The organism is Salinibacterium sp. NK8237 (assembly GCF_015864955.1).
Taxonomy (GTDB): domain Bacteria; phylum Actinomycetota; class Actinomycetes; order Actinomycetales; family Microbacteriaceae; genus Rhodoglobus.
Map to the genome: position 1 here is coordinate 448,676 of NZ_JADYWE010000002.1, position 22,574 is coordinate 471,249.

Annotated in this window: 23 protein-coding genes and 1 tRNA gene; 20 read left to right on the forward strand and 4 right to left on the reverse strand. The window is 62.2% G+C overall.

Features of this window, described 5'->3' with window-relative positions; all coding sequences use genetic code 11:
• The first annotated feature begins 19 nt into the window (after window positions 1–19).
• The 9 genes from I6E56_RS12465 to I6E56_RS12505 all read left to right on the forward strand — a co-directional run bounded on the left by I6E56_RS12465 (window position 20) and on the right by I6E56_RS12505 (window position 8,102).
• Entirely contained in the window at window positions 20–619 is a 600-nt protein-coding gene (locus I6E56_RS12465; RefSeq protein WP_197138830.1) for a TetR/AcrR family transcriptional regulator, read from the forward strand.
• 36 nt (window positions 620–655) lie between these two features.
• Entirely contained in the window at window positions 656–1,945 is a 1,290-nt protein-coding gene (hisS, locus tag I6E56_RS12470; protein WP_197138831.1) for a histidine--tRNA ligase, read from the forward strand.
• Window positions 1,946–1,972: 27 nt separating this feature from the next.
• On the forward strand, window positions 1,973–2,929 hold the full coding sequence (locus I6E56_RS15355) for a CPBP family intramembrane glutamic endopeptidase (RefSeq protein ID WP_307842851.1): 957 nt from the start codon (window positions 1,973–1,975) through the stop codon (window positions 2,927–2,929).
• A 60-nt stretch (window positions 2,930–2,989) separates the two neighbouring features.
• Window positions 2,990–4,270, forward strand: coding sequence for a phosphopyruvate hydratase (gene eno, locus I6E56_RS12480; RefSeq protein WP_197138832.1), 1,281 nt, complete (start codon window positions 2,990–2,992; stop codon window positions 4,268–4,270).
• A 30-nt stretch (window positions 4,271–4,300) separates the two neighbouring features.
• Entirely contained in the window at window positions 4,301–4,807 is a 507-nt protein-coding gene (locus tag I6E56_RS12485; protein WP_231606615.1) for a septum formation initiator family protein, read from the forward strand.
• The gene (locus tag I6E56_RS12490; RefSeq protein WP_231606616.1) at window positions 4,804–5,394 is read left to right on the forward strand and encodes a DUF501 domain-containing protein; all 591 of its coding nucleotides are present in this window, start codon (window positions 4,804–4,806) and stop codon (window positions 5,392–5,394) included. Before I6E56_RS12485 ends, I6E56_RS12490 begins: the two co-directional genes overlap by 4 nt.
• Window positions 5,391–6,638, forward strand: a complete 1,248-nt coding sequence (locus tag I6E56_RS12495) for a S8 family serine peptidase (RefSeq protein WP_307842852.1) — start codon at window positions 5,391–5,393, stop codon at window positions 6,636–6,638. Before I6E56_RS12490 ends, I6E56_RS12495 begins: the two co-directional genes overlap by 4 nt.
• Before the next feature lie 38 nt (window positions 6,639–6,676).
• Window positions 6,677–7,993 (forward strand): NAD(P)/FAD-dependent oxidoreductase, encoded by a 1,317-nt coding sequence (locus I6E56_RS12500; RefSeq protein WP_197138833.1) that lies wholly within the window; start codon window positions 6,677–6,679, stop codon window positions 7,991–7,993.
• 35 nt (window positions 7,994–8,028) lie between these two features.
• Window positions 8,029–8,102, forward strand: a tRNA-Leu gene (locus I6E56_RS12505).
• A 63-nt stretch (window positions 8,103–8,165) separates the two neighbouring features.
• On the opposite strand, the gene I6E56_RS12510 is transcribed toward I6E56_RS12505, so the two are convergent.
• Window positions 8,166–8,585 carry an arsenate reductase ArsC gene (locus I6E56_RS12510; protein ID WP_197138834.1) on the reverse strand — a complete coding sequence of 140 codons (420 nt, stop codon included), beginning with the start codon at window positions 8,583–8,585 and terminating at the stop codon, window positions 8,166–8,168.
• A gap of 63 nt (window positions 8,586–8,648) precedes the next feature.
• The gene (locus tag I6E56_RS12515) at window positions 8,649–9,626 is read right to left on the reverse strand and encodes a metalloregulator ArsR/SmtB family transcription factor (protein ID WP_197138835.1); all 978 of its coding nucleotides are present in this window, start codon (window positions 9,624–9,626) and stop codon (window positions 8,649–8,651) included.
• Between the two features lie 66 nt (window positions 9,627–9,692).
• Between I6E56_RS12515 and I6E56_RS12520 the strand changes: the two genes are divergently transcribed.
• Window positions 9,693–10,379 carry an MIP/aquaporin family protein gene (locus I6E56_RS12520; protein WP_231606617.1) on the forward strand — a complete coding sequence of 229 codons (687 nt, stop codon included), beginning with the start codon at window positions 9,693–9,695 and terminating at the stop codon, window positions 10,377–10,379.
• Here I6E56_RS12520 and I6E56_RS12525 read toward each other — a convergent pair.
• Complete coding sequence (locus I6E56_RS12525) at window positions 10,376–10,678, reverse strand: putative quinol monooxygenase (protein WP_197138837.1); 303 nt, start codon at window positions 10,676–10,678, stop codon at window positions 10,376–10,378. The two genes, I6E56_RS12520 and I6E56_RS12525, sit on opposite strands and share 4 nt — an antisense overlap.
• 55 nt (window positions 10,679–10,733) lie before the next feature.
• Here I6E56_RS12525 and I6E56_RS12530 point away from each other — a divergent pair, with 55 nt between their 5' ends.
• From I6E56_RS12530 to I6E56_RS12555, 6 genes are all read left to right on the forward strand, one after another.
• Window positions 10,734–11,474, forward strand: coding sequence for a hypothetical protein (locus tag I6E56_RS12530; protein WP_231606618.1), 741 nt, complete (start codon window positions 10,734–10,736; stop codon window positions 11,472–11,474).
• 140 nt (window positions 11,475–11,614) lie between these two features.
• A complete protein-coding gene (locus I6E56_RS12535) occupies window positions 11,615–12,841 on the forward strand; it encodes an amino acid deaminase/aldolase (RefSeq protein ID WP_197138838.1) in 1,227 nt (408 codons plus the stop codon).
• The gene (locus tag I6E56_RS12540) at window positions 12,838–14,205 is read left to right on the forward strand and encodes a D-arabinono-1,4-lactone oxidase (RefSeq protein WP_307842853.1); all 1,368 of its coding nucleotides are present in this window, start codon (window positions 12,838–12,840) and stop codon (window positions 14,203–14,205) included. Before I6E56_RS12535 ends, I6E56_RS12540 begins: the two co-directional genes overlap by 4 nt.
• A 14-nt stretch (window positions 14,206–14,219) precedes the next feature.
• Window positions 14,220–15,410, forward strand: a complete 1,191-nt coding sequence (locus I6E56_RS12545) for an FAD-dependent oxidoreductase (RefSeq protein ID WP_231606619.1) — start codon at window positions 14,220–14,222, stop codon at window positions 15,408–15,410.
• 92 nt (window positions 15,411–15,502) lie between these two features.
• A complete protein-coding gene (locus tag I6E56_RS12550) occupies window positions 15,503–16,069 on the forward strand; it encodes a LemA family protein (RefSeq protein WP_197107474.1) in 567 nt (188 codons plus the stop codon).
• A gap of 38 nt (window positions 16,070–16,107) precedes the next feature.
• Window positions 16,108–16,992 carry a M48 family metalloprotease gene (locus tag I6E56_RS12555; protein ID WP_197138839.1) on the forward strand — a complete coding sequence of 295 codons (885 nt, stop codon included), beginning with the start codon at window positions 16,108–16,110 and terminating at the stop codon, window positions 16,990–16,992.
• Between the two features lie 42 nt (window positions 16,993–17,034).
• Here the strand turns inward: I6E56_RS12555 and I6E56_RS12560 are convergent, their stop codons facing one another.
• Window positions 17,035–18,267: a winged helix-turn-helix domain-containing protein gene (locus I6E56_RS12560; RefSeq protein ID WP_197138840.1), complete on the reverse strand. Its 1,233-nt coding sequence runs from the start codon at window positions 18,265–18,267 to the stop codon at window positions 17,035–17,037.
• A gap of 206 nt (window positions 18,268–18,473) precedes the next feature.
• Between I6E56_RS12560 and I6E56_RS12565 the strand changes: the two genes are divergently transcribed.
• The 4 genes from I6E56_RS12565 to I6E56_RS12580 are packed head-to-tail and all read left to right on the forward strand — an operon-like array spanning window position 18,474 to window position 22,541.
• Window positions 18,474–19,586: an ABC transporter substrate-binding protein gene (locus tag I6E56_RS12565; protein WP_197138841.1), complete on the forward strand. Its 1,113-nt coding sequence runs from the start codon at window positions 18,474–18,476 to the stop codon at window positions 19,584–19,586.
• Window positions 19,587–19,621: 35 nt separating this feature from the next.
• The gene (locus I6E56_RS12570) at window positions 19,622–20,563 is read left to right on the forward strand and encodes an ABC transporter permease subunit (RefSeq protein WP_197138842.1); all 942 of its coding nucleotides are present in this window, start codon (window positions 19,622–19,624) and stop codon (window positions 20,561–20,563) included.
• Complete coding sequence (locus I6E56_RS12575) at window positions 20,560–21,456, forward strand: ABC transporter permease (protein ID WP_197138843.1); 897 nt, start codon at window positions 20,560–20,562, stop codon at window positions 21,454–21,456. The genes I6E56_RS12570 and I6E56_RS12575 overlap by 4 nt, the downstream gene beginning before the upstream one ends.
• Window positions 21,453–22,541 carry an ABC transporter ATP-binding protein gene (locus I6E56_RS12580; protein ID WP_197138844.1) on the forward strand — a complete coding sequence of 363 codons (1,089 nt, stop codon included), beginning with the start codon at window positions 21,453–21,455 and terminating at the stop codon, window positions 22,539–22,541. Before I6E56_RS12575 ends, I6E56_RS12580 begins: the two co-directional genes overlap by 4 nt.
• The last annotated feature ends 33 nt before the right edge of the window (window positions 22,542–22,574 follow it).

Consider the following 22,574-nt stretch of genomic DNA (forward strand, 5'->3'; position numbering starts at 1 on the left):
CAACCGTTATGTTTATTTTATGGCCCGTAGACCTGACCCGACACGCAAGCCAGCTCTTCTTCAGCAAATTATTGCCCATCTTGCTGATAAACCGCTGTCTAGTCTCACATTTCGTTCGCTCGCGAAAGCGCTCGATGTCAGCACCTTCACGCTCGTTTACCATTTCGGAACGCGCGCAGAACTCGTCCGTGAAATTGTGCGGATGAACGCGCGCGGAGCAAGCCCCGAAGAAACTGCGATGCTTCCATTTGATACTCTTGAGGACTACTTTTCGAGTCTCTCCCAGTCGTGGCGGTGGACGCAGCTGCCGGAAAACTTGCACCGCCAACGCCTCGAACTTGAGGCTGGCCTGCTCGAAGCCGTTGAACGCGACGAACTCTCCATCACGCGTGACTACTTTGCGCGGTGGATCGCGATGGGCACCGCAGCGTTGGTGGGCTTAGGGGTCGATCGCGACGACGCCGCAGTAGAAGCACGACTACTGGTGAATATGTTCCACGGCGTGCAGTTTGACCTCGTGCTCAACCAGAATCTCGAGGCGTCTACCGCCGTCTTTGAAGCCGCTATTGCGCACCATCGCTCGCGGGTCGAACAACTCATCACTGAAGTAGTTCAGTAACAGCACACGCCTCGTGCGTGCGAGAGAATAGGAATCATGGCGTCCACTGTTAACCCTCCCCGCGGCATGCGGGATTTCCTTCCCGCAGAAAAGGCTCAGCGCGAACGTGTGCTCAGCGTTATCCGTGCAAGCTACCGTGCACATGGTTTCGACGAGATCGAGACTCCGGTGATGGAAGACAGTTCACGCTTGCATGCCGGTTTGGGCGGCGACAACGAGAAGCTTGCGTTTGCGGTCATGAAGCGGGGGCTTACGAGTGAGAAGCTGCAGGCGGCATCCGATGCCCTAGAGCTTGCCGACCTGGGCATGCGATTCGACCTCACGGTGCCGCTCGCTCGTTTCTATGCGACCCACCGTGCTGAGCTGCCGAAGGTCTTCCGCGCGATTCAGATGGCGCCCGTCTGGCGTGCCGAGCGCCCGCAGAAGGGGCGTTACCGCCAATTCGTGCAGTGCGACATTGACATCATGGGCGAGGCCGGGCCCAGCGCCGAGATTGAACTGATCACCGCCACGGCTGCCACGCTCGATGCTCTCGGCATTGAAGGCTGCACCATTCGCGTGAACGATCGTCGCTTGCTCATGAGTTCTCTCAGCATTCTCGGGTTCCCGGCCAAGGAGCACGAAGCGGTGCTCATCACGGTCGACAAGCTCGACAAACTCGGTGCCGACGGCGTTATCGCTGAATTGCGCGAACGTGCCTTCCCCGATGGTCCAGTGGCGGCGCTCGCCGAGTTCCTGACGCGTGCGGCCCCCGAAACTGCTGCTGAGTTCAGCGCGGATGCCATCCGTGCCGCTCTGCCGGAAGGCGTCACCGAGGAGGTCATTCTCGAACTCGCGGCGATCGGCCAGGCAGTTGAAACGGGCCGCGGTGACTCCGGCTCTCTCATTGAGTTTGACCCGTGGTTGGTGCGCGGGATGGGCTACTACACGGGCGCAATTTTCGAGGTCGCGCATCCGTCGCTCGGGTATTCGCTCGGTGGCGGTGGCCGCTACGACGGAATGATCGGTCGCTTCTTGGGCAGCGATGTACCCGCGGTGGGATTCTCGCTCGGCTTCGAACGTCTTGTTGATCTAGTCGAACTCGGCGACGCAGACAATGACGACCAGCTTGCGTTGATCTACGATGCCGATGTCGATGCGGCGACGCTCGTGCGGTTGCAAGCCGCGTTGATTCGTGACGGCAAGCGCGTGCGACTCGAAGCTCGACCGAAGAAGTTGCCGCAGCTTCTCGACCAGTTGAAGGCTGCCGGTTTCACCAGTTTCGCCACGGTCCGCGCCGAAAACGTGAGTTTTGATAGCCTTGAGTTCAAGCCGCTGGGTGGCTAGCGGAACATAGCCTTCGAGGGAGAAGTCGTGAACGTCAGAACAACACCCATTCTTGTTTTTGTGGGCGTAAGTTTTGGGCTCGCGTGGCTCTTTGCCCTTCCTCTCTGGTTCTCGGGCGGTCTCGAGAATCCGTTCTTCATCGTCTTTGCGCTCGCCATGATGTTCACGCCGGCAATCGCGGCGCTCGTGGTTGTCTTCTTTGTCGAGAAGCATCCGGATGCTCGCTCGCGACGTCAGGCTCTTGGGCTCGGTTCGGTGCGCCCCGTCGGTCGGTTCCTGCGCTATCTGGCGCTTGCTCTGGTGATTCCGCCGGCGCTGATCGTGGCGGCGCTTGGTGTTGGTGCGCTCGTCGGTGTGTATCCCGCTGACTTCGTCAATTTTTCGGGTTTTCAGCAGATCCTCGACAGCCAGATGGATGCGCTCGGGCAAGATCCGCTTCCCATCCCGATTGGGCTCCTTATTGCTGCCCAGTTTCTGAACGTGGCCATCGGCGCGGTCATCAACACGATTCCGGCTCTGGGAGAAGAACTCGGCTGGCGCGGCTGGCTGCTGCCCAAACTGCTGCCTCTCGGTATCGTGCCGGCGATCCTTATCTCGGGGGTGGTCTGGGGGCTGTGGCATGCGCCGCTCATCCTTCTCGGCTACAACTACCCTGGTGCTCCCGGATGGCTCGGGCTCACCGCCATGGTCGGCATGACGATCGTCGTCGGCGGCGTGTTCGCGTGGCTGCGCATCCGTTCGGCATCGGTCTGGCCGGCCGCCCTAGCTCACGGTTCGTTCAACGCTGCGGCTGGTTTCTCGATCATTTTCATCATGGCTGGCGAATCTTTTGACCCGCTGCAGGCAAGCATTCTTGGTTGGACCGGATGGCTCGTACCGCTCGTTCTGGTGATCGTGCTGCTGACCACCGGCCAGTTTCGTGCACCAACCCCGTCACTGACTGTTAGCCGTAACGAGTCAGCACCGGCCGTTAGCTCGGAGTAGGCTTTCACACGGACATCCACCACTGTCAGTCCAAACAAACTTTCTTTAAGGAGACACACTGTGGCTTTGATCGAAGCAGTCAGCGCCCGCGAAATTCTTGATTCCCGTGGCAACCCCACGGTTGAAGTTGAGGTCTTGCTCGACGACGGCGTAGTTTCTCGCGCCGCAGTTCCTTCGGGAGCATCCACCGGAGCATTCGAGGCTTACGAGCTTCGCGATGGCGACGAGGACCGTTACCTCGGCAAGGGCGTTCGAAAGGCCGTTGACGCGGTCATCGACGATCTCGGCCCCGCAATCGAAGGCCTCGACGCCTCCGACCAGCGTCTCGTCGACGCTGAGCTCATCGCCGTTGATGGTTCCGAGAACAAGAAGAACCTCGGTGCGAACTCCATCCTCGGTGTGTCGCTTGCTGTGGCTAAGGCTGCGGCTGACTCGGCAGACCTGCCCCTCTTCCGCTACCTCGGCGGACCGAACGCTCACGTGCTCCCCGTGCCGATGATGAACGTCATCAACGGTGGATCGCACGCCGACAGCAACGTCGACATCCAAGAGTTCATGATCCTCCCGCACGGCGCGGAGACCTTCAGCGAAGGCCTCCGTTGGGGCGTTGAGACCTACCACGTGCTCAAGGGACTGCTCAAGAGCAAGGGCCTCAGCACTGGCCTCGGCGACGAGGGTGGCTTTGCCCCCGACCTCTCCAGCAACCGTGCAGCGCTCGACCTCCTCATGGAAGCGATCGAGAAGGCTGGCTTCACGCCCGGCACCGACATCGCTGTTGGTCTTGACGTTGCCGCCACTGAGTTCTACAAGGACGGCGTTTACACGTTCGAGGGCACTTCGAAGTCGGCTGGCGAGATGAGCGCGTACTACGCCGAGCTCGTTGCCGCATACCCCCTCGTGTCGATCGAAGACCCGCTCGACGAAGACGACTGGGAGGGCTGGGCTCAGCTCACCGCCGAAATCGGGTCGAAGACCCAGATCGTCGGAGACGACCTGTTCGTCACCAACCCGGAGCGTCTGGCTAAGGGAATCACCCTGGCAACGGCTAACTCGATTCTCGTCAAGGTCAACCAAATTGGTTCGCTCACCGAGACTCTTGACGCTGTGGCAATGGCTCAGCGCGCCGGTTACACCGCCGTCATCTCGCACCGTTCAGGTGAGACCGAAGACACCACGATCGCTGACCTCGCGGTTGCGCTCAACACGGGCCAGATCAAGACCGGTGCACCGGCTCGCTCCGAGCGCGTAGCTAAGTACAACCAGCTGCTGCGCATCGAAGAAGAGCTCGGCGACGCCGCTGTTTACGCTGGTCGTACCGCCTTCCCGCGGTTCAACGGCTAGCGCCCATCAGCGTCGTCTAGCATCGAACGCATGGCTAGGCGAGTACGAGCAAAAAAGGTAGCGGTGTCGCTGCCCGAGGAGAGCGCGCCCGAACATTGGTTGCGCACGATCCGCTTCTCGGGCTTCACCGTGCTGATGCTTGGTTTGCTCATACTCGCCGTCATCGTTCTTGCGCCTAACTTGCGCATATTGATCGAGCAGCAGCAAACGATCGCGCAACTGCAGTCAGATCTTGAAGAAGCTCAAGAGTCCGTCGATAGCCTCACCGACAATGTTGCGCGTTGGGATGACCGCGCGTATATCGAGTCTCAGGCTCGCGACCGGCTGTATTACGTCTACCCGGGCGAGGTGAGCTATTTGGTCACCGGTGACGCGACTGGTGTCACCACGAGCGATGGCGTGCCGGTGAGTGCCACCATCCAAACCACCCAGATTGATTGGGTGCAAACTCTCGTGTCGTCCATTTACACTGCTGGTCTCACTGAAGACGCGCCAGACCAGTTGACCTCCCCCGTGATTGAAGGACCTACGCAATGACCACCCCACCGTTTGACGTCGTCAGCGATGAAGATGTGCGCATTGTGACGCTGCAACTCGGTCGTCCCGCTCGCGATGTGATCGGCATTGCGGCGCGCTGCGTGTGTGGTGCTCCGACCGTGGTGTCGACCAAACCTCGCCTGAGCGATGGAACGCCGTTTCCCACTATCTATTACCTATGCCACCCGGCGGCTACGGCATCCGTGTCGACGCTTGAAGCTGAGGGCCACATGCCCGAGCTCGCGGCGATGCTCGAGGGTGATATTGCTGCGCAGTATCAGGCTGCGCACGACGCTTATATTGCTGATCGCGACACCTTCGAGATCGTTCCCGAGCTTGCCGGCGTCTCTGCCGGTGGCATGCCTACGCGTGTGAAGTGCCTGCACGCTCTTGTCGGACACTCCCTTGCGGCAGGCCCCGGGGTGAACCCGATCGGCGACATCGCTCTCGAGCGCGCCTCGTGGAGCCCGGCCGTGTGCCAGTGCCCCGATTACTCAGAAGCGACTGGCGACGGCGCTTCGGCGAACGATTCTGTTTCAGCAGCCAATGCTGCCCCAGTGAGCGTGACACCGGAGACACAGCAGTGAAACGCTGGGCAGCTGGCGCGATTTTGATGGCGAGCCTCGCTTCGCTGTTGGTGGCGACCCCTGCTCAGGCGGATGCGGTGCGAGAGCAAGAATATTGGCTTGAGGAATACGGCATCGAGGCTGCGTGGGAGACCACCAAGGGTGCGGGCGTCACGATTGCCGTGATCGACACCGGTGTTGACGGCTCGGTCGAAGAACTTGTCGGGGCGGTCACGGGCGGAACAGATTTCTCAGGTCAAGGCTCGACAGACGGGCAGACGCCAGTCGGCGATGACAACCCGGCCCACGGCACCCTTGTCGCGTCCCTAGCCGCAGGTCGCGGCACCGACGCAGAAGATGGCGTCATTGGAGCAGCTCCCGAGGCCAACATTTTGGCGATCTCCATTGGTTTCACCGGTGGTGCGATCAGTTCGGATGACCAAATTGCTCTCGCGGTTCGCTACGCGGTTGATCAGGGGGCCGATGTCATCAATCTCTCGCTGACCCGCGAGACTTTGGATTGGCCAGTCAGCTGGGACAGCGCATTTCTTTACGCGATGGAAAACGACGTTGTTGTTGTGGCGGCTGCGGGTAACCGCGGCAGCGGCACGACATCGGTGGGGGCGCCCGCGACAATGCCGGGTGTGCTGACCGTTGCGGGTGTCGACGTCAATGGTGTCGCAAGTTTCAATGCCTCGACTCAGGGCATCACGATCGGTGTCGCCGCTCCGAGTGAAGATCTCGTCGGCGTAGCCCCGGGCGGTTCGCACGTGCTGTGGAATGGCACCAGTGGGGCAACCCCGATTGTGGCGGGAATTGTCGCGCTCGTGCGTGCCGCGCATCCTGAGCTGGACGCGAACAACGTGATAAACCGCATCGTCTCAACGGCAGTTGACACCGGTGCTTCTGGTGCTGACGCGGTTTACGGATTCGGTCTCGTTGACGCCGAGGCTGCGGTGACGGCAAATGTCCCGCTCGTCGAGGCAAACCCCATGGGGAGTCTTGCGGAGTGGATCACAATCTATCGTCGCGCGGAGTCGACCCCGATTCCGGTGCCGACGTACAGCGCGACGCCCACGCCGATTCCTGAGGTGCTTCCGGAGGTAGCGGGCCCCGTCAGTCCGCTCGGAACAGTGCTCCCTACAGTGAGCATGCTTCGGAATGTGGGCGTACCACTTGCTATTTACGCGATTTTCTTGATGATTTTGGCTGGTTCCGGCGTCATAGCTTGGCGCCGGTTTAGGAGTCTGCGCGAGACAGAGTAAGTTTGGTGGCGAACTTCCCTTTTAGGAGACTCTAACTCGTGCCAAAAATCTTGATTGTCGGCGGCGGTTACGCCGGTTTTTACACTGCTCGTAAGCTCGAAAAGTGGCTGCGTCACGGCGAAGCTGAGGTCACCATGGTTGACCCGCTTCCCTACATGACGTATCAGCCTTTCTTGCCAGAGGTCGCGGCAGGCTCTATCGAGCCTCGCCACGCGGTTGTTCCGCACCGTCGCCACCTGAAGACCACCAAGGTCATCACGGCGAAGGTCACCGGAATCAACCACGCGGCTAAGACCGCAACGATTCAGCCCGAGGTGGGCGACTCGTGGGAGATTGACTACGACCTCGTCGTCGTCACCGCTGGTGCCGTATCGCGCACCTTCCCGATCCCGGGCGTTGCTGACGAAGCGATCGGTATGAAGACGATCGAAGAGGCTGTTGCTGTTCGCGACCGTCTCCTCACCAACTTCGACAAGGCTGCGAACCTGCCTGCTGGTCCCGAGCGCGACCGCCTGCTGACGTTCGTTGTTGTCGGTGGCGGCTTTGCCGGCATCGAAGCCTTCGGCGAAATGCGCAGCCTGGCTTCATCACTACTGCCGCTCTATCCGAGCCTCAACTTCGAAGACACTCACTTCCACCTCATCGAAGCAATGGGCCGCATCATGCCCGAGGTTTCGCTTGAGACCAGCAAGTGGGTTATCAAGAACCTCGCTGACCGTGGCGCACAGATCCACCTCGACACCCAGCTGAAGTCGGCTGTGGATGGCGTGGTTGAGTTGTCGACCGGCGAAAGCTTCGAATCAGACACCATCGTGTGGACTGCTGGCGTTATGGCGAACCCTGTTGTTCGCGCCACCGACCTTCCTATCGAAGAGCGTGGACGCGTCCGCGTGCAGGCAGACCTTCGTGTCATCAACGATGACGGTGTTGTCGCGGATGCTTGGGGCGCCGGCGATGTGTGTGCCGTTCCTGACCTCACTGGTGGTGGCGTTGGCGGCTTCTGCGTTCCAAACGCTCAGCACGCTGTTCGCCAAGCCAAGCTCATGGCCAAGAACATTGTGGCCTCGCTTCGCGGTGAAGAGACCAAGGATTACTTCCACAAGAACCAGGGTGCTGTTGCCGGTCTCGGCCTTTACCACGGTGTCTTCCAGTCCGGCAAGATCGCGATCAAGGGCTTCCCGGCCTGGTTCATGCACCGTGGTTACCACGGCATGGCGATGCCGATGTTCGAGCGCAAGGCTCGCGTCTTCAGTAACTGGATCACGAACTTCTTCTGGGGTCGCGACACGGTTTCGATCGAAGCTCGCGTAGAACCGCGCCGCGCATTCGAAGAATTCGCTTCACGCCCCAAGTAGCGTGACTGCATGCTCCACGCGAAAGCGTGGGGCGTGCCCCGATAGCCCAATTGGCAGAGGCAGATGACTTAAAATCATCACAGTCAGGGTTCGAGTCCCTGTCGGGGCACTGCATGATTAACGAGTTGAAGGCGGTCGCAGAGCGGCCGCCTTCAATGGTTTAAGCAGTTGTCTAGGCGGGGAGGATCTCCGCGAGCAGCTTCTGGATGCGCGCCTTGATGTCGTCGCGGATCGGGCGAACCTCGTCGAGGCCCTTGCCGCGAGGGTCGACGAGCTCCCAGTCTTCGTAGCGCTTGCCGGGGAAGATCGGGCAGACGTCGCCGCAGCCCATCGTGATGACTACATCCGAGGCCTGCACCTGGTCGGTGGTCATGAGCTGGGGGACTGCCTTCGAGATGTCGATGCCCTCTTCGGCCATCGCCTGAATCGCGATGGGGTTGATCTCGTTGCCGGGCTCTGAGCCGCCCGAGCGAACTTCGACGGCGCCGCCGGAAAGTTCTTTCATGTAGCCGGCAGCCATTTGCGAGCGGCCAGCGTTGTGGATGCACACGAAAAGAACAACGGGCTTGGCGGTGGTGGTCTCAGTAGTCATGCACAAAGAATAGATGAATGTCTATATCTTCAACGAATTCTGGCGGGGTGCTGGTGAATTAGTTCACCCAGCGTTCACCGAAGGGAGCGACTGAAGCAACTCCCTCACGCGCGCATCGATGTCGTCACGTACGGCTCGCACGCCATCCATGCCGAGCTCTGCGGGGTCGGGCAGTTCCCAGTCGAGGTAGCGACGGCCGGGGTAAATGGGGCAGGCATCGCCGCAGCCCATCGTGATGACAACGTCCGCGGCCCGCACAACCTCGTCGGTGAGCGGCTTGGGGTATTCGCCCGCGATCGAGACACCGATCTCATCGAGCGCTGCCACGATTTTCGGGTTGATGGTTTCGGTGGGTTGCGATCCGGCGGTGAGCACGCGCACACGATCGCCAGCAAGTGACCTCAAAATGGCGGATGCCATTTGCGAGCGACCCGCATTCTGCACGCACACAAACAGCACGTCGGTTGGCGCACCGGATGCCGCGGCATCCGTCACCTCGTCGGAGTCAGCAAGCGCAAGCGATCCCAGGCGATCGGCGGCGAAGCGTGAGGTGTGCGACGACAAATGGCGATCGCGCGGCGCGCCCTGGCGCAGCAGTTCATAGCTGCTCGACACGTACTCGGCGACGGTTTCGCGAGAGAAGACCCCTGCGAAGCGCAGGGCGAGGTCGTCGGTGATGCGCGCCAGAATCGCAGGGTCGACGGCAACGGCGGAGGCGTCAGCGGGGGAGCGCTGCACAAAGTCGAAGACGTCGGCGAGGCGCGATTGTACGAGCGAATACCAAACTTGGCGCCCTTCTTGAACGCTTCGCAGAATGCCGTCGGTGGCCATGATGCGCACGTGATGGCTCACGGTGGGCTGGGTGAGGCCGAGGCGCGCGGCAAGATCGGTGACTCCGCGGCGGCCGTCGGGGGCATCCATGAGCAAGCGCAAGATTTGCACCCGGGTGGGATCCGCGATGGCCCGCATGCTGTGGGCGATGCGCTCGGCGATAGCGCGCTCACTCTCGCGAGCGGAGGCGGGTGACTCGGTCGCTGACATGGGTAGAAGTCTAAGCGACGACATTCGGTTCATAGATCGTTGTCAATGTGTGGGTATGATCGCGGGATGACTGCGACCCATTCCTTTGCCGTGGCCCGACGCCTCACCGCCGAATTTCTCGGAAGCGCTGGCCTCGCCGCCGTCGTTATTGGCTCCGGAATCGCCGCCCAACAACTTTCGCCGGGCGACGTCGGCCTGCAGCTTCTCGAGAACGCTCTCGCGACCGCCTTCGGGCTTGGCGTGCTCATTCTCGTGTTCATGACCGTCAGCGGGGCTCACTTCAACCCCGTCGTCTCGATCGTCGATTCGCTCAGCGGGCTGCGCTCGTGGCGCGACACCGCTCTCTACATTCCCACCCAAATTGTTGGATGCATCGTCGGCGCGATCCTCGCGAATCTCATGTTCGGGCAGGCTGCCGTGACGATCAGCACGACGGTGCGTCTCACGCCGAGCCACTTTCTCAGCGAGGTCGTGGCAACTGCCGGACTCATCATGGTGATCTTCGCCCTCGTGCGCACGGGCCGCGCTAATCTGGCGCCTATCGCCGTTGGTGTCTATATCGGCGGTGCCTATTTCTTCACGAGCTCCACGAGCTTTGCCAATCCAGCGATCACGATCGGCCGGATGTTCAGCGACACGTTCGCAGGAATCGCCCCTGGCTCGGCCCCCGGCTTCATCGCGGCTCAACTCATCGGTGCGGCGATCGGCTTCGGGCTCGTGCGCTGGGTGTTCCCGGAACGCCGTATCGCTTAGGAACGCAGCGGGGACCCAGCCACGTTGAAACGGTGACCGCCCATCTCGCCGCTGAGCAGCGGCAGCGCTTCCTTGATCGCGGCCTGAACACTGGCGAGCTGCAGTGAAAGCTGGTGGGCTTCGGCCGACTCCCACAGCTCCGAGACGAATACGGTGTCGGGATGCTCGTCGCTCACGCCCACCTCGTAGCTGAGGCATCCGGCACTATCGAGGTCGGTGCTGCGGCGCGTGAGGATGGCCACAACTTCGTCGCGGCGGCCGGCTTGCACTCCGATGGTTCCTACGTTTGCGAAAGTCATGCTCTTACCTAAAATCACCTCAGCCAATTCGTCAAGGGTGGAGTAATAATGAGCTGTGCCCAAGAAGTCTCGCGACGAAACTGACGTCGATGCCCAGCAAGACAAACTCATCAAACGCCATGCGCGCGGTGAGCATCGGTGGCCGGCCGCTGCCGGTGTGCTGGTGGTGTTGGCCAGTTATGCATTCTTACCAACCGTGATCATGCCGGTCCCCGTGCGCATTGTGGTCGTGGCGCTCGGCCTGGTGATGCTGATTCCCGTGATCGCCCTCAACCCGGTGCGGCTGGTGAAACAGACCTCATGGTCGCGCACCCTCTCGGTGGGGCTTGCGTTGCTGTTGGCCATCGCCAATGTGGCCGCCCTTGTCTTTGTCGTGATTGTGCTCATCACGACCGGAGCGAAAGATGGCCCCTCGATGCTCTTGGCTGCCACACAGGTCTGGCTCACCAACATGATTGCCTTCGCGCTGGTCTACTGGGAGCTCGATCGCGGCGGTCCGGTTACGCGCCACACGAGTGATCGTTCTGAGCTTCCGCTTGCCGACTTTCGGTTCGCTCAGGACGAAGACCATGATGCGATCGACGAAGTCAAAGGTCGATCATCCGCCGCCATCGGTTGGACACCCTCCTTCACCGACTACCTCTACGAATCGGCGATCGGTTCGATGGCGTTCAGCCCCGGTTCCGCGATGCCGCTCTCGCCGCGAGTGAAGCTGTTGTTGCTGGTGCAGTCGTTGGGCGCATTCATCATGCTCGCCCTCGTGATCGCCCATGCCGTGGGCCAATTGGGGGCGTAACTTCGCACCGGATGCTCGCCGCAGTGGTTCGTGGCAATTGTGCTGCGCGCATGGTTCTGGGAAAGTTGAGCAACTAAGGCGCTGGTGCCGCAGCAGGTTGCATCAGCGCAGGACCGCCCACGCCCTGCCCGAAGGAACCCGTGAAGCTGCTCAGCACCCCCGCACCTCTCTGGAACAGCCCCGAGAGCTATTGGCAGAGCCTCGCGGATGCCACACACTCTCTCGACGCTCCGTATGGGGTGCTGTCGCTCGAGGCGCTGTCGCACAATGCGGCCGATATGGTTCGCCGGGCATCCGGGGTGCCGATTCGGGTAGCGAGCAAGTCGATCCGGGTTCGCGAGGTGATGGATGCCGTGCTCGAGCTCGACGAGTTTCGGGGCGTTCTCGCCTATACGCTCACCGAGGCGCTCTGGCTGGCCGAGACCATCGACGATGTCGTCGTCGGCTACCCCTCGGTGGATCGTGCGGCGATTGCGGCCCTCGGCACGAGTCCGGCGCTCGCCGAACGCGTCACGCTCATGATCGACTCGGTCGAACACCTCGATTTCGTTGACTCGGTGCTCTCGCCGCAGCACCGCGAGACCATCCGCGTCTGCGTCGATGTGGATGCGTCGTTCCAGTCGCCGCTGCTCGGTCACGTGGGAGCGCATCGCTCGCCTGTTCGCTCGGCGGCGCAGGCGCGCACCCTGGCCAGCGCGGTTGTCGATCGAGCGGGGTTCACTCTCGTCGGGATCATGGCGTACGAAGCGCAGATCGCGGGGGTGGGCAACCGCCCGCCGAACAAGGCCGCGTTCGGTCGCCTCCTCGACGTCATGCAGTCGGCATCCGCCAAGGAATTGCGCGAACGTCGGGGCGAGATCGTCGCCTCGATCAGCGAGATTGCCGAACTCGAATTCGTGAACGGTGGCGGCACAGGCTCGCTTGAGTCGACAGCCGAAGACACGGCGGTCACCGAGATCGCAGCCGGCAGCGGACTCTTTGGCCCACACCTTTTCGACCACTACAGCCACTTCACTCCGGCGCCGGCCGCAGCATTTGCGCTCGCGGTTGACCGCAGGTACTCGCTCGATATCGCGACGGTGCACGGCGGTGGCTGGATCGCCTCGGGTGAAGCGGGCGTCGACCGGATGCCCCAGCCCACCTGGCCCGAAGGTCTCAAGTATGTGCCGCGTGAGGGTGCCGGCGAAGTACAGTCACCGCTCACGGGCCCCGCAGCGGAGCACCTCCAGATCGGAGACCGCGTCTGGTTCCGCCACACGAAAGCGGGCGAGCTATCTGAGCACCTCAACGAGTTCGCCGTCGTCGCTGATGGCCGCATCGTCGATATCGTTCCGACCTACCGCGGCGAAGGCAAAGCCTTCCTGTGACGACTCCCGAGTGGATGCCGCCGGCCGAGCGCCGCGCGCCGAGCCCGACCCCGGCATCCCTGAGTCCCGGTTCCGTGTGGCGCAATTGGGGCCGTTCTGAGCGTTCGCGTCCTGAGTTCGCGGCTCGCCCGGAGAGCATCGATGAGGTCGCTGCGGCAGTGAATTTCGCCCGCGAGAACGGGCTGACCGTCAAGGCCTGGGGTGCCGGCCACAGCTTCACGTCGATTGCGGCAACCGATGGGGTGCACCTCGACGTCGGTGTGCTCGCTGGCATCATCGCGGTCGACGGCACGCACGTCACGCTCGGTGCCGGCACACACCTCTACGAGCTCCCGGCCCTGCTCGAACCGCTCGGGCTCGCTCTCGCCAACATGGGAGACATCGATCGCCAGACGATTGCCGGGGCGATCTCCACCGGCACCCACGGCACCGGAGCGCGCTTCGGCGGCATCGCCACCCAGGTGCGCGGCGTCACGCTCGTGACCGCGGCGGGCGAAGTGCTGCGCATCAACGCGACCGAAAACCCAGAACTGCTCCCGGCCGCGGCCCTCGGCCTTGGCGCCCTCGGCATCCTCGTCGATGTCACGATCGAGTGCGTGCCGACCTTTTTGCTGCACGCAGTGGAGCGCCCAGAACCCGCTGCCACCGTCCTACATGAGTGGCTGCAGCGCAGCGCCGAAACTGACCACTTTGAGTTCTACGTCTGGCCGCACACCACCACAGCGCTCACCAAGAGCAACACGCGCTTACCGGGTGATGCGCCGCGGCATCCGCTCACCCGGCTTTCGCGCTGGTTCGATGACGAGTTCATGGCCAATGGGGTCTTTCGCGCAATCTGCGCCGCGGGCACAGCCGCGCCAGCGATCATCCCGTCGATCAACCGTCTCGCCGTGAAGCTCTCGGGCAATCGCGAGTTCACCGACGTCTCGAGCAGCGTCTTCGTCACCGATCGCACAGTTCGTTTTCGCGAAATGGAATATGCCCTGCCCATCGAGGCGGTGCCGGATGCCGTTCGCGCCATCCAGAAGCTGATCACTGATCGCCGGTGGCAAGTCTCCTTCCCGATCGAGGTGCGTTCGGCGGCGGCGGACTCATTGCTGCTGTCGACCGCGTCGGGGCGGGCAACCGGCTATGTCGCGGTGCACCGGTATTGGCGCGAAGACCCGGCCGAGTATTTTCGGGAGGTGGAGGCGATCATGATGGCTCACGACGGGCGACCTCACTGGGGAAAATTGCATAACCGGCAAGCCGAATCACTCGCGGCGGCGTATCCGGGTTTCAATGAGTTCTTGAGCATTCGCGACCGGCTTGATCCTGGTCGCGTGTTTGCGAACGACTATCTGCGCCAAGTGTTGGGGCGATAGCGGCTCGAGTTTTAATGCACGAGTCGAGTAGTACGAGAAAGGGCGCGATTATCAAAGCCATTGTGTGTGGAGCAGGAATCGCTGGACTCACGGTCGCCGGTCAGCTGGCTGAACGCGGGTGGGAGGTTGTGCTTCTGGAGGCTGCTCCCGAGCGCCGCACGCAGGGCTACATGATCGACTTCTTTGGGCCCGGCTATGACGCCGCCGAGAAGATGGGCATTCTGGATCGTTTGCGCGAACTGCGGTACCCGATCAGCGAGGCCCGCTTTGTGCGCCCCAACGGTCGCAGCCAAGCTATCGATTATGAGCTTGTGGCGGCCAACGAGGGCGGCAAATTGATGAGCCTGATGCGCCAAGACCTCGAACAGACCCTTTTTGACGTTCTCCCCGAGAGTGTAGAGCTGCGGCTCGGCAGCGCCGTGGTGTCGGTCGAAGACCGCACCGATTACGTCACCGCCGTGCTCGCCGATGGGTCGCGTATTTCGGGAGATATTGTGGTGGCAGCGGATGGCATCCATTCGGCTGTTCGCCATGATCTTTTTGGTGACTCGGCGGCGTTCGATCGCCAGCTGGGCATGCACACGTGCGCCTACACTTTCGACTCTCCCCGGCTTCACGCCAAGCTCGGCGACGCACTCGTGTCGACCGATGAGCTAGATCGCATGGTTGGCCTCTACGGCTTGCGCGATGGCAAGGTTGCGCTGTTCGCTGCCCACCGAGTGAATGACACGGTGCTTCCTGCCGATACGCGCGAGGCCATTCGTTCTGCCTACGCGGGCATGGGCGATGACGTTGCTGAGGCGCTCGAGAAGTGCCCGGAGCCGGACAAGATTTACTACGACCAGGTTGCCCAAATCGAACTGCCCGTGTGGAGTCGTGGCCGCGTCGTCTTCGCCGGCGATGCGTGCCAAGCGGTTTCGCTGCTTGCTGGGCAGGGGGCGTCGTTGGCGATCGCTGGTGGATTGCTCTTGGCCGAGAAGGTGTCGAGCACTCTCGAGCTCAGTGCAGCCTTCGCCGAATACGAAGAAGAGTGGATGCCGGTGGTCGCCGATAAGCAGGCCGCTGGCCGTCGGGCGGCGAACGGTTTTCTGCCGCACACCACGTTCCAGCTCTGGAAGCGCCGCGCAGGCCTCGCCCTGCTCACAGCGCCGGTGATCGGCAAGTTCGTGACCTCGGCGGTCACCGGGACAAAAGCGCATAAATAGCCGGAGTAGAGCGGCTTGTCGGCCCTTTATTGGGGGTCGCCAGTGGCCCAGTTTCTCGGTGGAGGCACAGGAGCGCGTTCTATAGTTGAAGCATGGAATTCCTGATCGTAATCGGCGTAATCGTCCTGCTCGCAGTCATCGTTGGCATCTACCTGTGGTCGACGTATAACTCGCTGGTCACGCTCAACGTGCGCGTTGACGAGGCGTGGAGCGACATCACGGTGCAGCTCAAGCGTCGTGCGGACCTGCTGCCGAACCTCATCGAGACGGTTAAGGGTTATGCCGCGCACGAGAAGGGCGTCTTCGAGGCTGTTACTAAGGCCCGCGCCGAGTCGTTGAACGCTCAGGGTCCCGTCGATGCGGCTGCTGCCGAGAACCACATGCAGTCTGCCCTCAAGAGCATCTTCGCCGTCGCTGAGGCCTACCCGCAGCTGCAGGCCAGCCAGAACTACCTTCAGCTCCAGGGTGAACTTGTTGACACTGAAGACAAGATCCAGGCCAGCCGTCGGTTCTATAACGGTGGTGTGCGCGAGCTCAACACCAAGATCAAGATCTTCCCGAACACGTTGTTCGCGCGCAATCTTGGTTTCCACGAGCGTGAGTTCTTCGAGGTTGCGGATGCCGCATCCATCGCTGAGCCGCCGCGCGTGCAGTTCTAATTCTTCGTCTTTCTAACCGCGTGACCAGGATGTTCTAGATGTATCGCGCCATAGCGAAAAACAAGCGCAACACCGTTCTGATCATCATCTTGTTCGTCGTCCTCATTGGGTTTCTCGGCTACGCGCTGAGCTTCCTGATGGGGGGCGACCCGATGACGATCACAATCGGCACGATCATTGGTGCCGGTGCGTTCACGCTGATTCAGTACTTTGCTGCCAGCAGCCAAGCCGTGGCAATGAGCGGTGCGGTGCAGATTCAGAAGGCCGACAACCCTCGCCTCTACCGCATTGTCGAAAACCTTGCGATCACTACCGGCACGCCGATGCCGAAGGTCTACATTGTCAACGATCCAGCACCCAACGCGTTTGCTACCGGGCGCGACCCCGAGCACGCGATTGTGGCTGCGACAACCGGTTTGCTTGACCTGATGACGGATGCTGAGCTTGAGGGCGTCATGGCGCACGAGCTCGGTCACGTGCGCAACTACGACATCCGCGTTTCGATGATCGTGTTTGGCCTTGTGGTTGCGGTCGGTTTCATCTCGGACATTGCACTGCGTTTCACCCTCTTTGGTGGTCGCGGCAATAACCAGAACAGCAACCCGATCATGATCATTGTTGGTCTTGCGGCGCTCGTGATTTCGCCGCTTGTGGCGGCCGCCGTGCAGGCGTCCATTTCCCGTCAACGTGAATACTTGGCCGATGCGACGGGTGCGCTCACGACGCGTCATCCGGATGCTCTGGCGAGCGCATTGCAGAAATTGGGCGACTACAGTCGGCCGATGGTGAAGCAGAATTCGACGATGGCCCACATGTGGATTTCAGATCCGACGAAGCCGGGCATCATGGATCGCATGTTCAGCACGCACCCGCCGATTGCGGATCGCGTGAAGCGCCTTGGCGAAATCGGTTCGACCTTCTAGAGGTGCTGATCGGTTGCGTACGTTGCGTGCGCTGAGGGACCGCTAGCGCTGCAGCTCTGCCTCGATAGCGGGGGAGAGGGTGCCGCGCCCGGTGACGGTGATCTCGCCCATACCTTGCCAGTGCGCAATTTCGCGCAGGGTGGGCACGATGCGTTCGGCGAGGGCTCCAGTGCCGCCGGGTGCGGCGTCGAGACCGTCTTCGTGCCAGGCGGATTGCACGCGCAGTACACCCGCTTGGCGATCGGTCTTGAGGTCGATGCGGCCGACGAGCGCGTCATCCACGAGCACCGGCAGCGAGTAGTAGCCGAACTGGCGCTGTGGCTCGGGCGTGTAAATCTCGATGCGATAGTGGAACCCGAACATGCGCTCGGCACGTTTGCGATCCCACACCACAGGGTCGAAGGGCGAGAGCAGGGCGACGTGTTCGATGCGGCGGGGGATGCGCGCCTCCCGGTGCAGCCAGGCGGGCTGATCCCAGCCGCGCACGGTTACGGGAACGAGCTCGCCGGCATCCGCTAGCTCAGCGATTGCCGGGCGAACGTCGGCATTTTTGAGTCGAAAGTAGTCGGCGAGGTCGGATGCCGTGCCCACGCCCAGCGCTCGTGCCGATTCAGCAACCAGGGCGCGATGCGCGTCGGCGCGGCTCACCTCACGCTCGCGCAGCTCGGTCGGAACCACGTGCTCGGTGAGCGCGTAGGTGCGTTCGAAGCGGGTGCGGCCGGCGGTGACGACGTCGCCCCAGCGGAACAGCATTTCGAGGCCTTGCTTCACGTCAGACCAGCCCCACCAGGGCCCGGTGCGGCGGTTGGCGTCGTGCTCGATCTCGCGAGCGGTGACGGGGCCGGTGGTGGCGAGTTCTTCGCGCAACCACTGCAGCATGGGCTGGTTCTCGCGCACCCATTCGTAGCGCTCGGCGTCGCGTTCGCGCAGCGACTCCATCTTCCAGCGCCATAGCGGCCACGACTCGAGCGGAATCAGGGCGGCTTCGTGCGCCCAGTATTCGACGTACCGGCCGGGCGTGCGCGCGGTTGGTTTGCGGAACGTCAGCGCATCGAGCGCGGCCTTGTCGTAGTGGCCGAGGCGGGCAAACACCGGCTGATAGTGGCTGCGCTCGAACACGTTGACCGAGTCGAGCTGCAGTAGCCGGATGCGATCAAACAGCAGATTGAGCTGGCGCGTTCCCGCAGGATTAGCCGCAGTCGCGGTGCCGCGCCCAAAGCCTTGGGCAGCGAGCAGCGCTCGGCGCGCTTGCGCTGCAAAGAGGGAATCGACCACGGAACTGACTCTACCGAGCAGCGGCGACATCCACTCGTTCGTGCGGAGAACGGCCCCGTAGAACAGTTGTGTTTGTATCGTTCATCGTTCGTTTACCCCGATGACAGGGAGCGGCGCATCCGGCTCCGTACCGTCAACTCCAGATCGTTTCGGTACCCTCTGCCCGTTTACAGCGCGGGCGGCCGTGGCGGTCGTTGGAGGAAGTCTTGTTCACTAAGCGCACCCTCGCCGCAGTTGCACTCGTTGCAGCTTCGGCGATTTCACTCAGTGGTTGCAGCACCACCGAGGCAGCTGCTGGCGATGTTGACGCATCGACCGCAACCACCGCCGAAGACTTTGGCGGCATGGACGCTCTTATTGCAGCCGCGCAGGCTGAGGGCGAACTCAACGTCATCGCGTTGCCAGACAACTGGGCAAACTATGGCGAGATCAAGGCTCTCTTTGAAGAGAAGTACGACATCATCGTCAACTCGGCTGACCCCGACGTTTCGAGCGCCGAAGAAATCGCCGCTGCTGACAACCTCAAGGGCCAAGACACCGCCCCCGACGTCTTCGACCTCGGTACTGCTGTTGCTCTCGACAGCCTCGACTACTTCGCTCCGTACATGGTCGCCAACTGGGATGAGATCCCTGACGGCAACAAGGAAGCTACCGGCCTCTGGTACAACGACTACACCGGCAGCATGTCGATCGGTTATGACTCCAACTCGGTCCCCGAGCCCACGAGCCTCGACGACCTGCTTAGCGCTGACTACCGCGGCGCTGTTGCGCTGAACGGTGACCCCACGCAGGCCGGAGCGGCCTTTGCTGCTGTCGGACTCGCCACCGTTCACAGCGGTGGAACGCTCGATGACTTCACCCCCGGCATTGAGTTCTTCGAAGAACTCAACGACGCAGGCAACTTCATCCCGGTCAACGTCACGGGGGCAACCATTGCTGCCGGCGAGACCAAGGTTGCGTTCGACTGGAGCTACAACAACCTCGCTGCAGCAGCAACGGTTGACGGCTGGAAGGTTACGACTCTTCCTGGCGCTGTCTACACGAGCTTCTACAACCAGGCCATCAACGTGGATGCTCCACACCCGGCCGCCGCTCGCCTCTGGCAAGAATTCCTCTACAGCCCCGAAGCCCAAAACCTCTTCATCGTCGGTGGCGCGTACCCCGTCACGATTCAGGCTCTGCAGGATGCCGGAACCGTTGACGCCGCAGCACTCGACGCTCTCGGAGCCCTCGAGGGTGAACTTGTCACCCCGACCCCCGAGCAGGCTGAAGAAAACGCAACGATCCTTGCTGAGAAGTGGGCTGCGGCAATCAGCTAAGGCTGATTCCCTCACGCACCTTTAGCTAATACATCGTGTCGCTAGCCACCGCGCCAGCGCCCGAACAGGATGGTGTCGAGCTCACCGCTCGGCACCATCCTCGGGTGGCCCTGGTCAAGCCGTCGAATCGGCGCCGTCGCCTCGCTTATGCGGGGCTAACGCCATTTGCGGCCTACGTTCTTATTTTCCTTGCCCTTCCCACCATCCTTGCGGTGGTCACGGGCTTCTTCTCGGACGACGGTTCGCTGACGTTCGACAACATCACTGGGCTGTTTACTCCGACCATCCTCGCCACCTTTGGGAGCTCGTTTTGGCTCTCGGGTGTCACTGCCGTGATCGGTGCCGTTGTTGGCGCCCTCATTTGCTACGCGATGCTCGGCACCAAAGTCGGTGGTCTGCTGCGCACGATCATCGAATCAGCAGCCAGCGTGCTCGCCCAGTTCGGTGGCGTGATGCTCGCCTTCGCGTTCATCGCGACGATCGGCGTGCAGGGGCTGATCACGGTTATCCTGCGTGACACTTTCGGTATCGATATTTTTGCGGATGGTGTCTGGCTCTATCAGGTGCCCGGGCTCATTCTTCCCTACGTCTACTTTCAGGTTCCCCTCATGGTGATCACCTTCCTGCCCGCCCTCACCGCGCTGCGCCCACAATGGGCAGAAGCCAGCGCAACGCTCGGCGGCACCCGCTTTGCCTACTGGCGCTACATCGCAGCCCCCGTGCTCGCTCCGGCTTTTCTCGGCTCGCTGCTGTTGCTCTTCGCTAACGCCTTCTCGTCGTTCGCCACGGCCGCCGCACTCATCAGCCAGGGCTCGCAGATCGTGCCCCTCCAGATCCGTGCGGCGCTCGTCAGCGAAACCGTGCTGGGCCGCGAAAACATGGCGGGCGCTCTTGCGCTCGGGATGATCGTGGTCATGGTCGTTGTCATGTGGGCGTACTCCGTGCTGCAGGCCCGCACCTCACGGTGGCAAAAGTGAGCGCCGACATCGCCGCACCGCTGAGCCCGGTGGAGCCCGCACCCGCGTCAACGCCCGCAGGGATGCGCCGGAAGACCGCGAACCAGGCCGTGCGCATCGGGGCCGAACCGAGTGCGCTTGCTCGCCGCCTCATCCTCGGCATCATTGGCGCCGTCTTCCTGCTCCCCATAATCGCGATGATCGAATTCTCCTTCCGCAACGGCCTAGCGGGGGACTACACGACAAGCCACTGGACGGGTCTCTTCACCGAAGACGCTGCCCGCACCTACCGCAGCCTCTATCAGGCAATCGGAAACTCGCTCGTACTCGCCGCAGTGACCGTCGGCATCGTGCTGGTGCTGCTACTGCCGACGATGGTGCTCGTGCACATGCAGTTCCCGCGCCTCAAGCGCACCCTCGAATTCATCTGCATCATCCCCATCACGGTGCCCGCCATTGTGCTGGTTGTCGGGCTCGCGCCGGTCTACTCGGTCGTCGTGCAGGTGCTCGGCGGTTCGACTTGGACGCTCGCCTTCGCCTACGGCATCACGGTGTTGCCGTATGCCTATCGCGCCATTCAGGGCAACCTCGATGCGATCCCCGTGAAGACCCTCAGCGAAGCGGCCAGCACGCTCGGTGCCGGCTGGATGACCGTGCTGTGGACGATCCTGCTGCCGAACCTGCGCCGGGGAGTGCTCGCGGCATCCTTCATCTCGATTGCGGTCGTGCTTGGCGAGTTCACCATCGCGAGCCTGCTCAACCGCCGCAACCTGCAAACCGCACTGCTTCAGGTCTCGCAATCTGACCCCTGGGTTGCTGTGATCTTTGCGCTCGCAGCCCTTGCCCTCGCTTTCGTCTTGCTGCTGATCATCGGCCGCCTCGGATCAGCAACGCCCTCTAGGAGAAAATCATGACCGCCACGTTTACGATGACGGGCCCCACCGCCACCCACACTCCGACCGCGGGAGCAACAGTTCAGCTCAGCGCCGTCGTGAAGGCTTTCTCGGGCCACACTGCGCTCAACAGCATCGACCTCGAAGTTGCCCCCGGCGAACTCGTTGCCCTGCTCGGTCCTTCGGGCTGCGGGAAGACCACAGCATTGCGCAGCATTTCGGGGCTCGAGAGCATCGACAGCGGTCGCATCCTCATCGACGGTGTGGATGTCGCGGATACTCCCACGAATAAGCGAGACATCGGGATGGTCTTTCAGGCCTACTCGCTGTTCCCGCACATGACGGTGCTCGAGAACGTGGAGTTCGGCCTCAAGATGCGCAGGGTCGCCGCTGCTCGTCGCCGCGAACGCGCTCTCGAAACCTTGGACATGGTGGGTCTCACGAAGCACCGCGACCGCTTCGCCCATCAGCTCTCGGGTGGCCAGCAGCAACGTGTTGCGCTCGCCCGCGCCCTCGTCACGCGCCCCCGCGTGCTCCTGCTCGACGAACCGCTGAGTGCGCTCGACGCAAAAGTACGCGTGCAACTGCGTGAAGAGATCCGTCGCCTGCAAACCGAGCTCGGCATCACGACCGTGTTCGTTACCCACGACCAAGAAGAGGCGCTCGCCGTCGCCGACCGCGTTGCCGTCATGCGTGACGGTCGCATCGAACAAATTGGCACGCCAGAGGAGCTCTACGCGACGCCAGCCAACGCCTTCGTCGCCGACTTCGTTGGCCTCAGCAACCGGATGCCCGCCGAACTCATCGACGGTCAGGTCACCCTCCACGGCAGCAGCCTCGCCCTCCTCGGCGACCCGATGCCCGATGGCCCTGTCATCGCGCTCGTTCGCCCGGAGGACATCGCCCTCTCCACCGCCGGAATCGCCGGCACCGTCATCTCGTCGAGCTTCTTGGGCTCCCTGCGCCGCACGCGGGTGCGACTCTTCGACGACACGGTCGTTGCCATCCAGCATGAGGTCGAGCGGCATCCGCTGCCCGGCGAAGCTGTCACGGTGCGACTCAAGGGCGCTCCAGTGAGCGCGCTGCCTCCCAAGGTGAAGAAGTAGCGGCCACGAGCGACCATATTGGGGCGCAGCAAG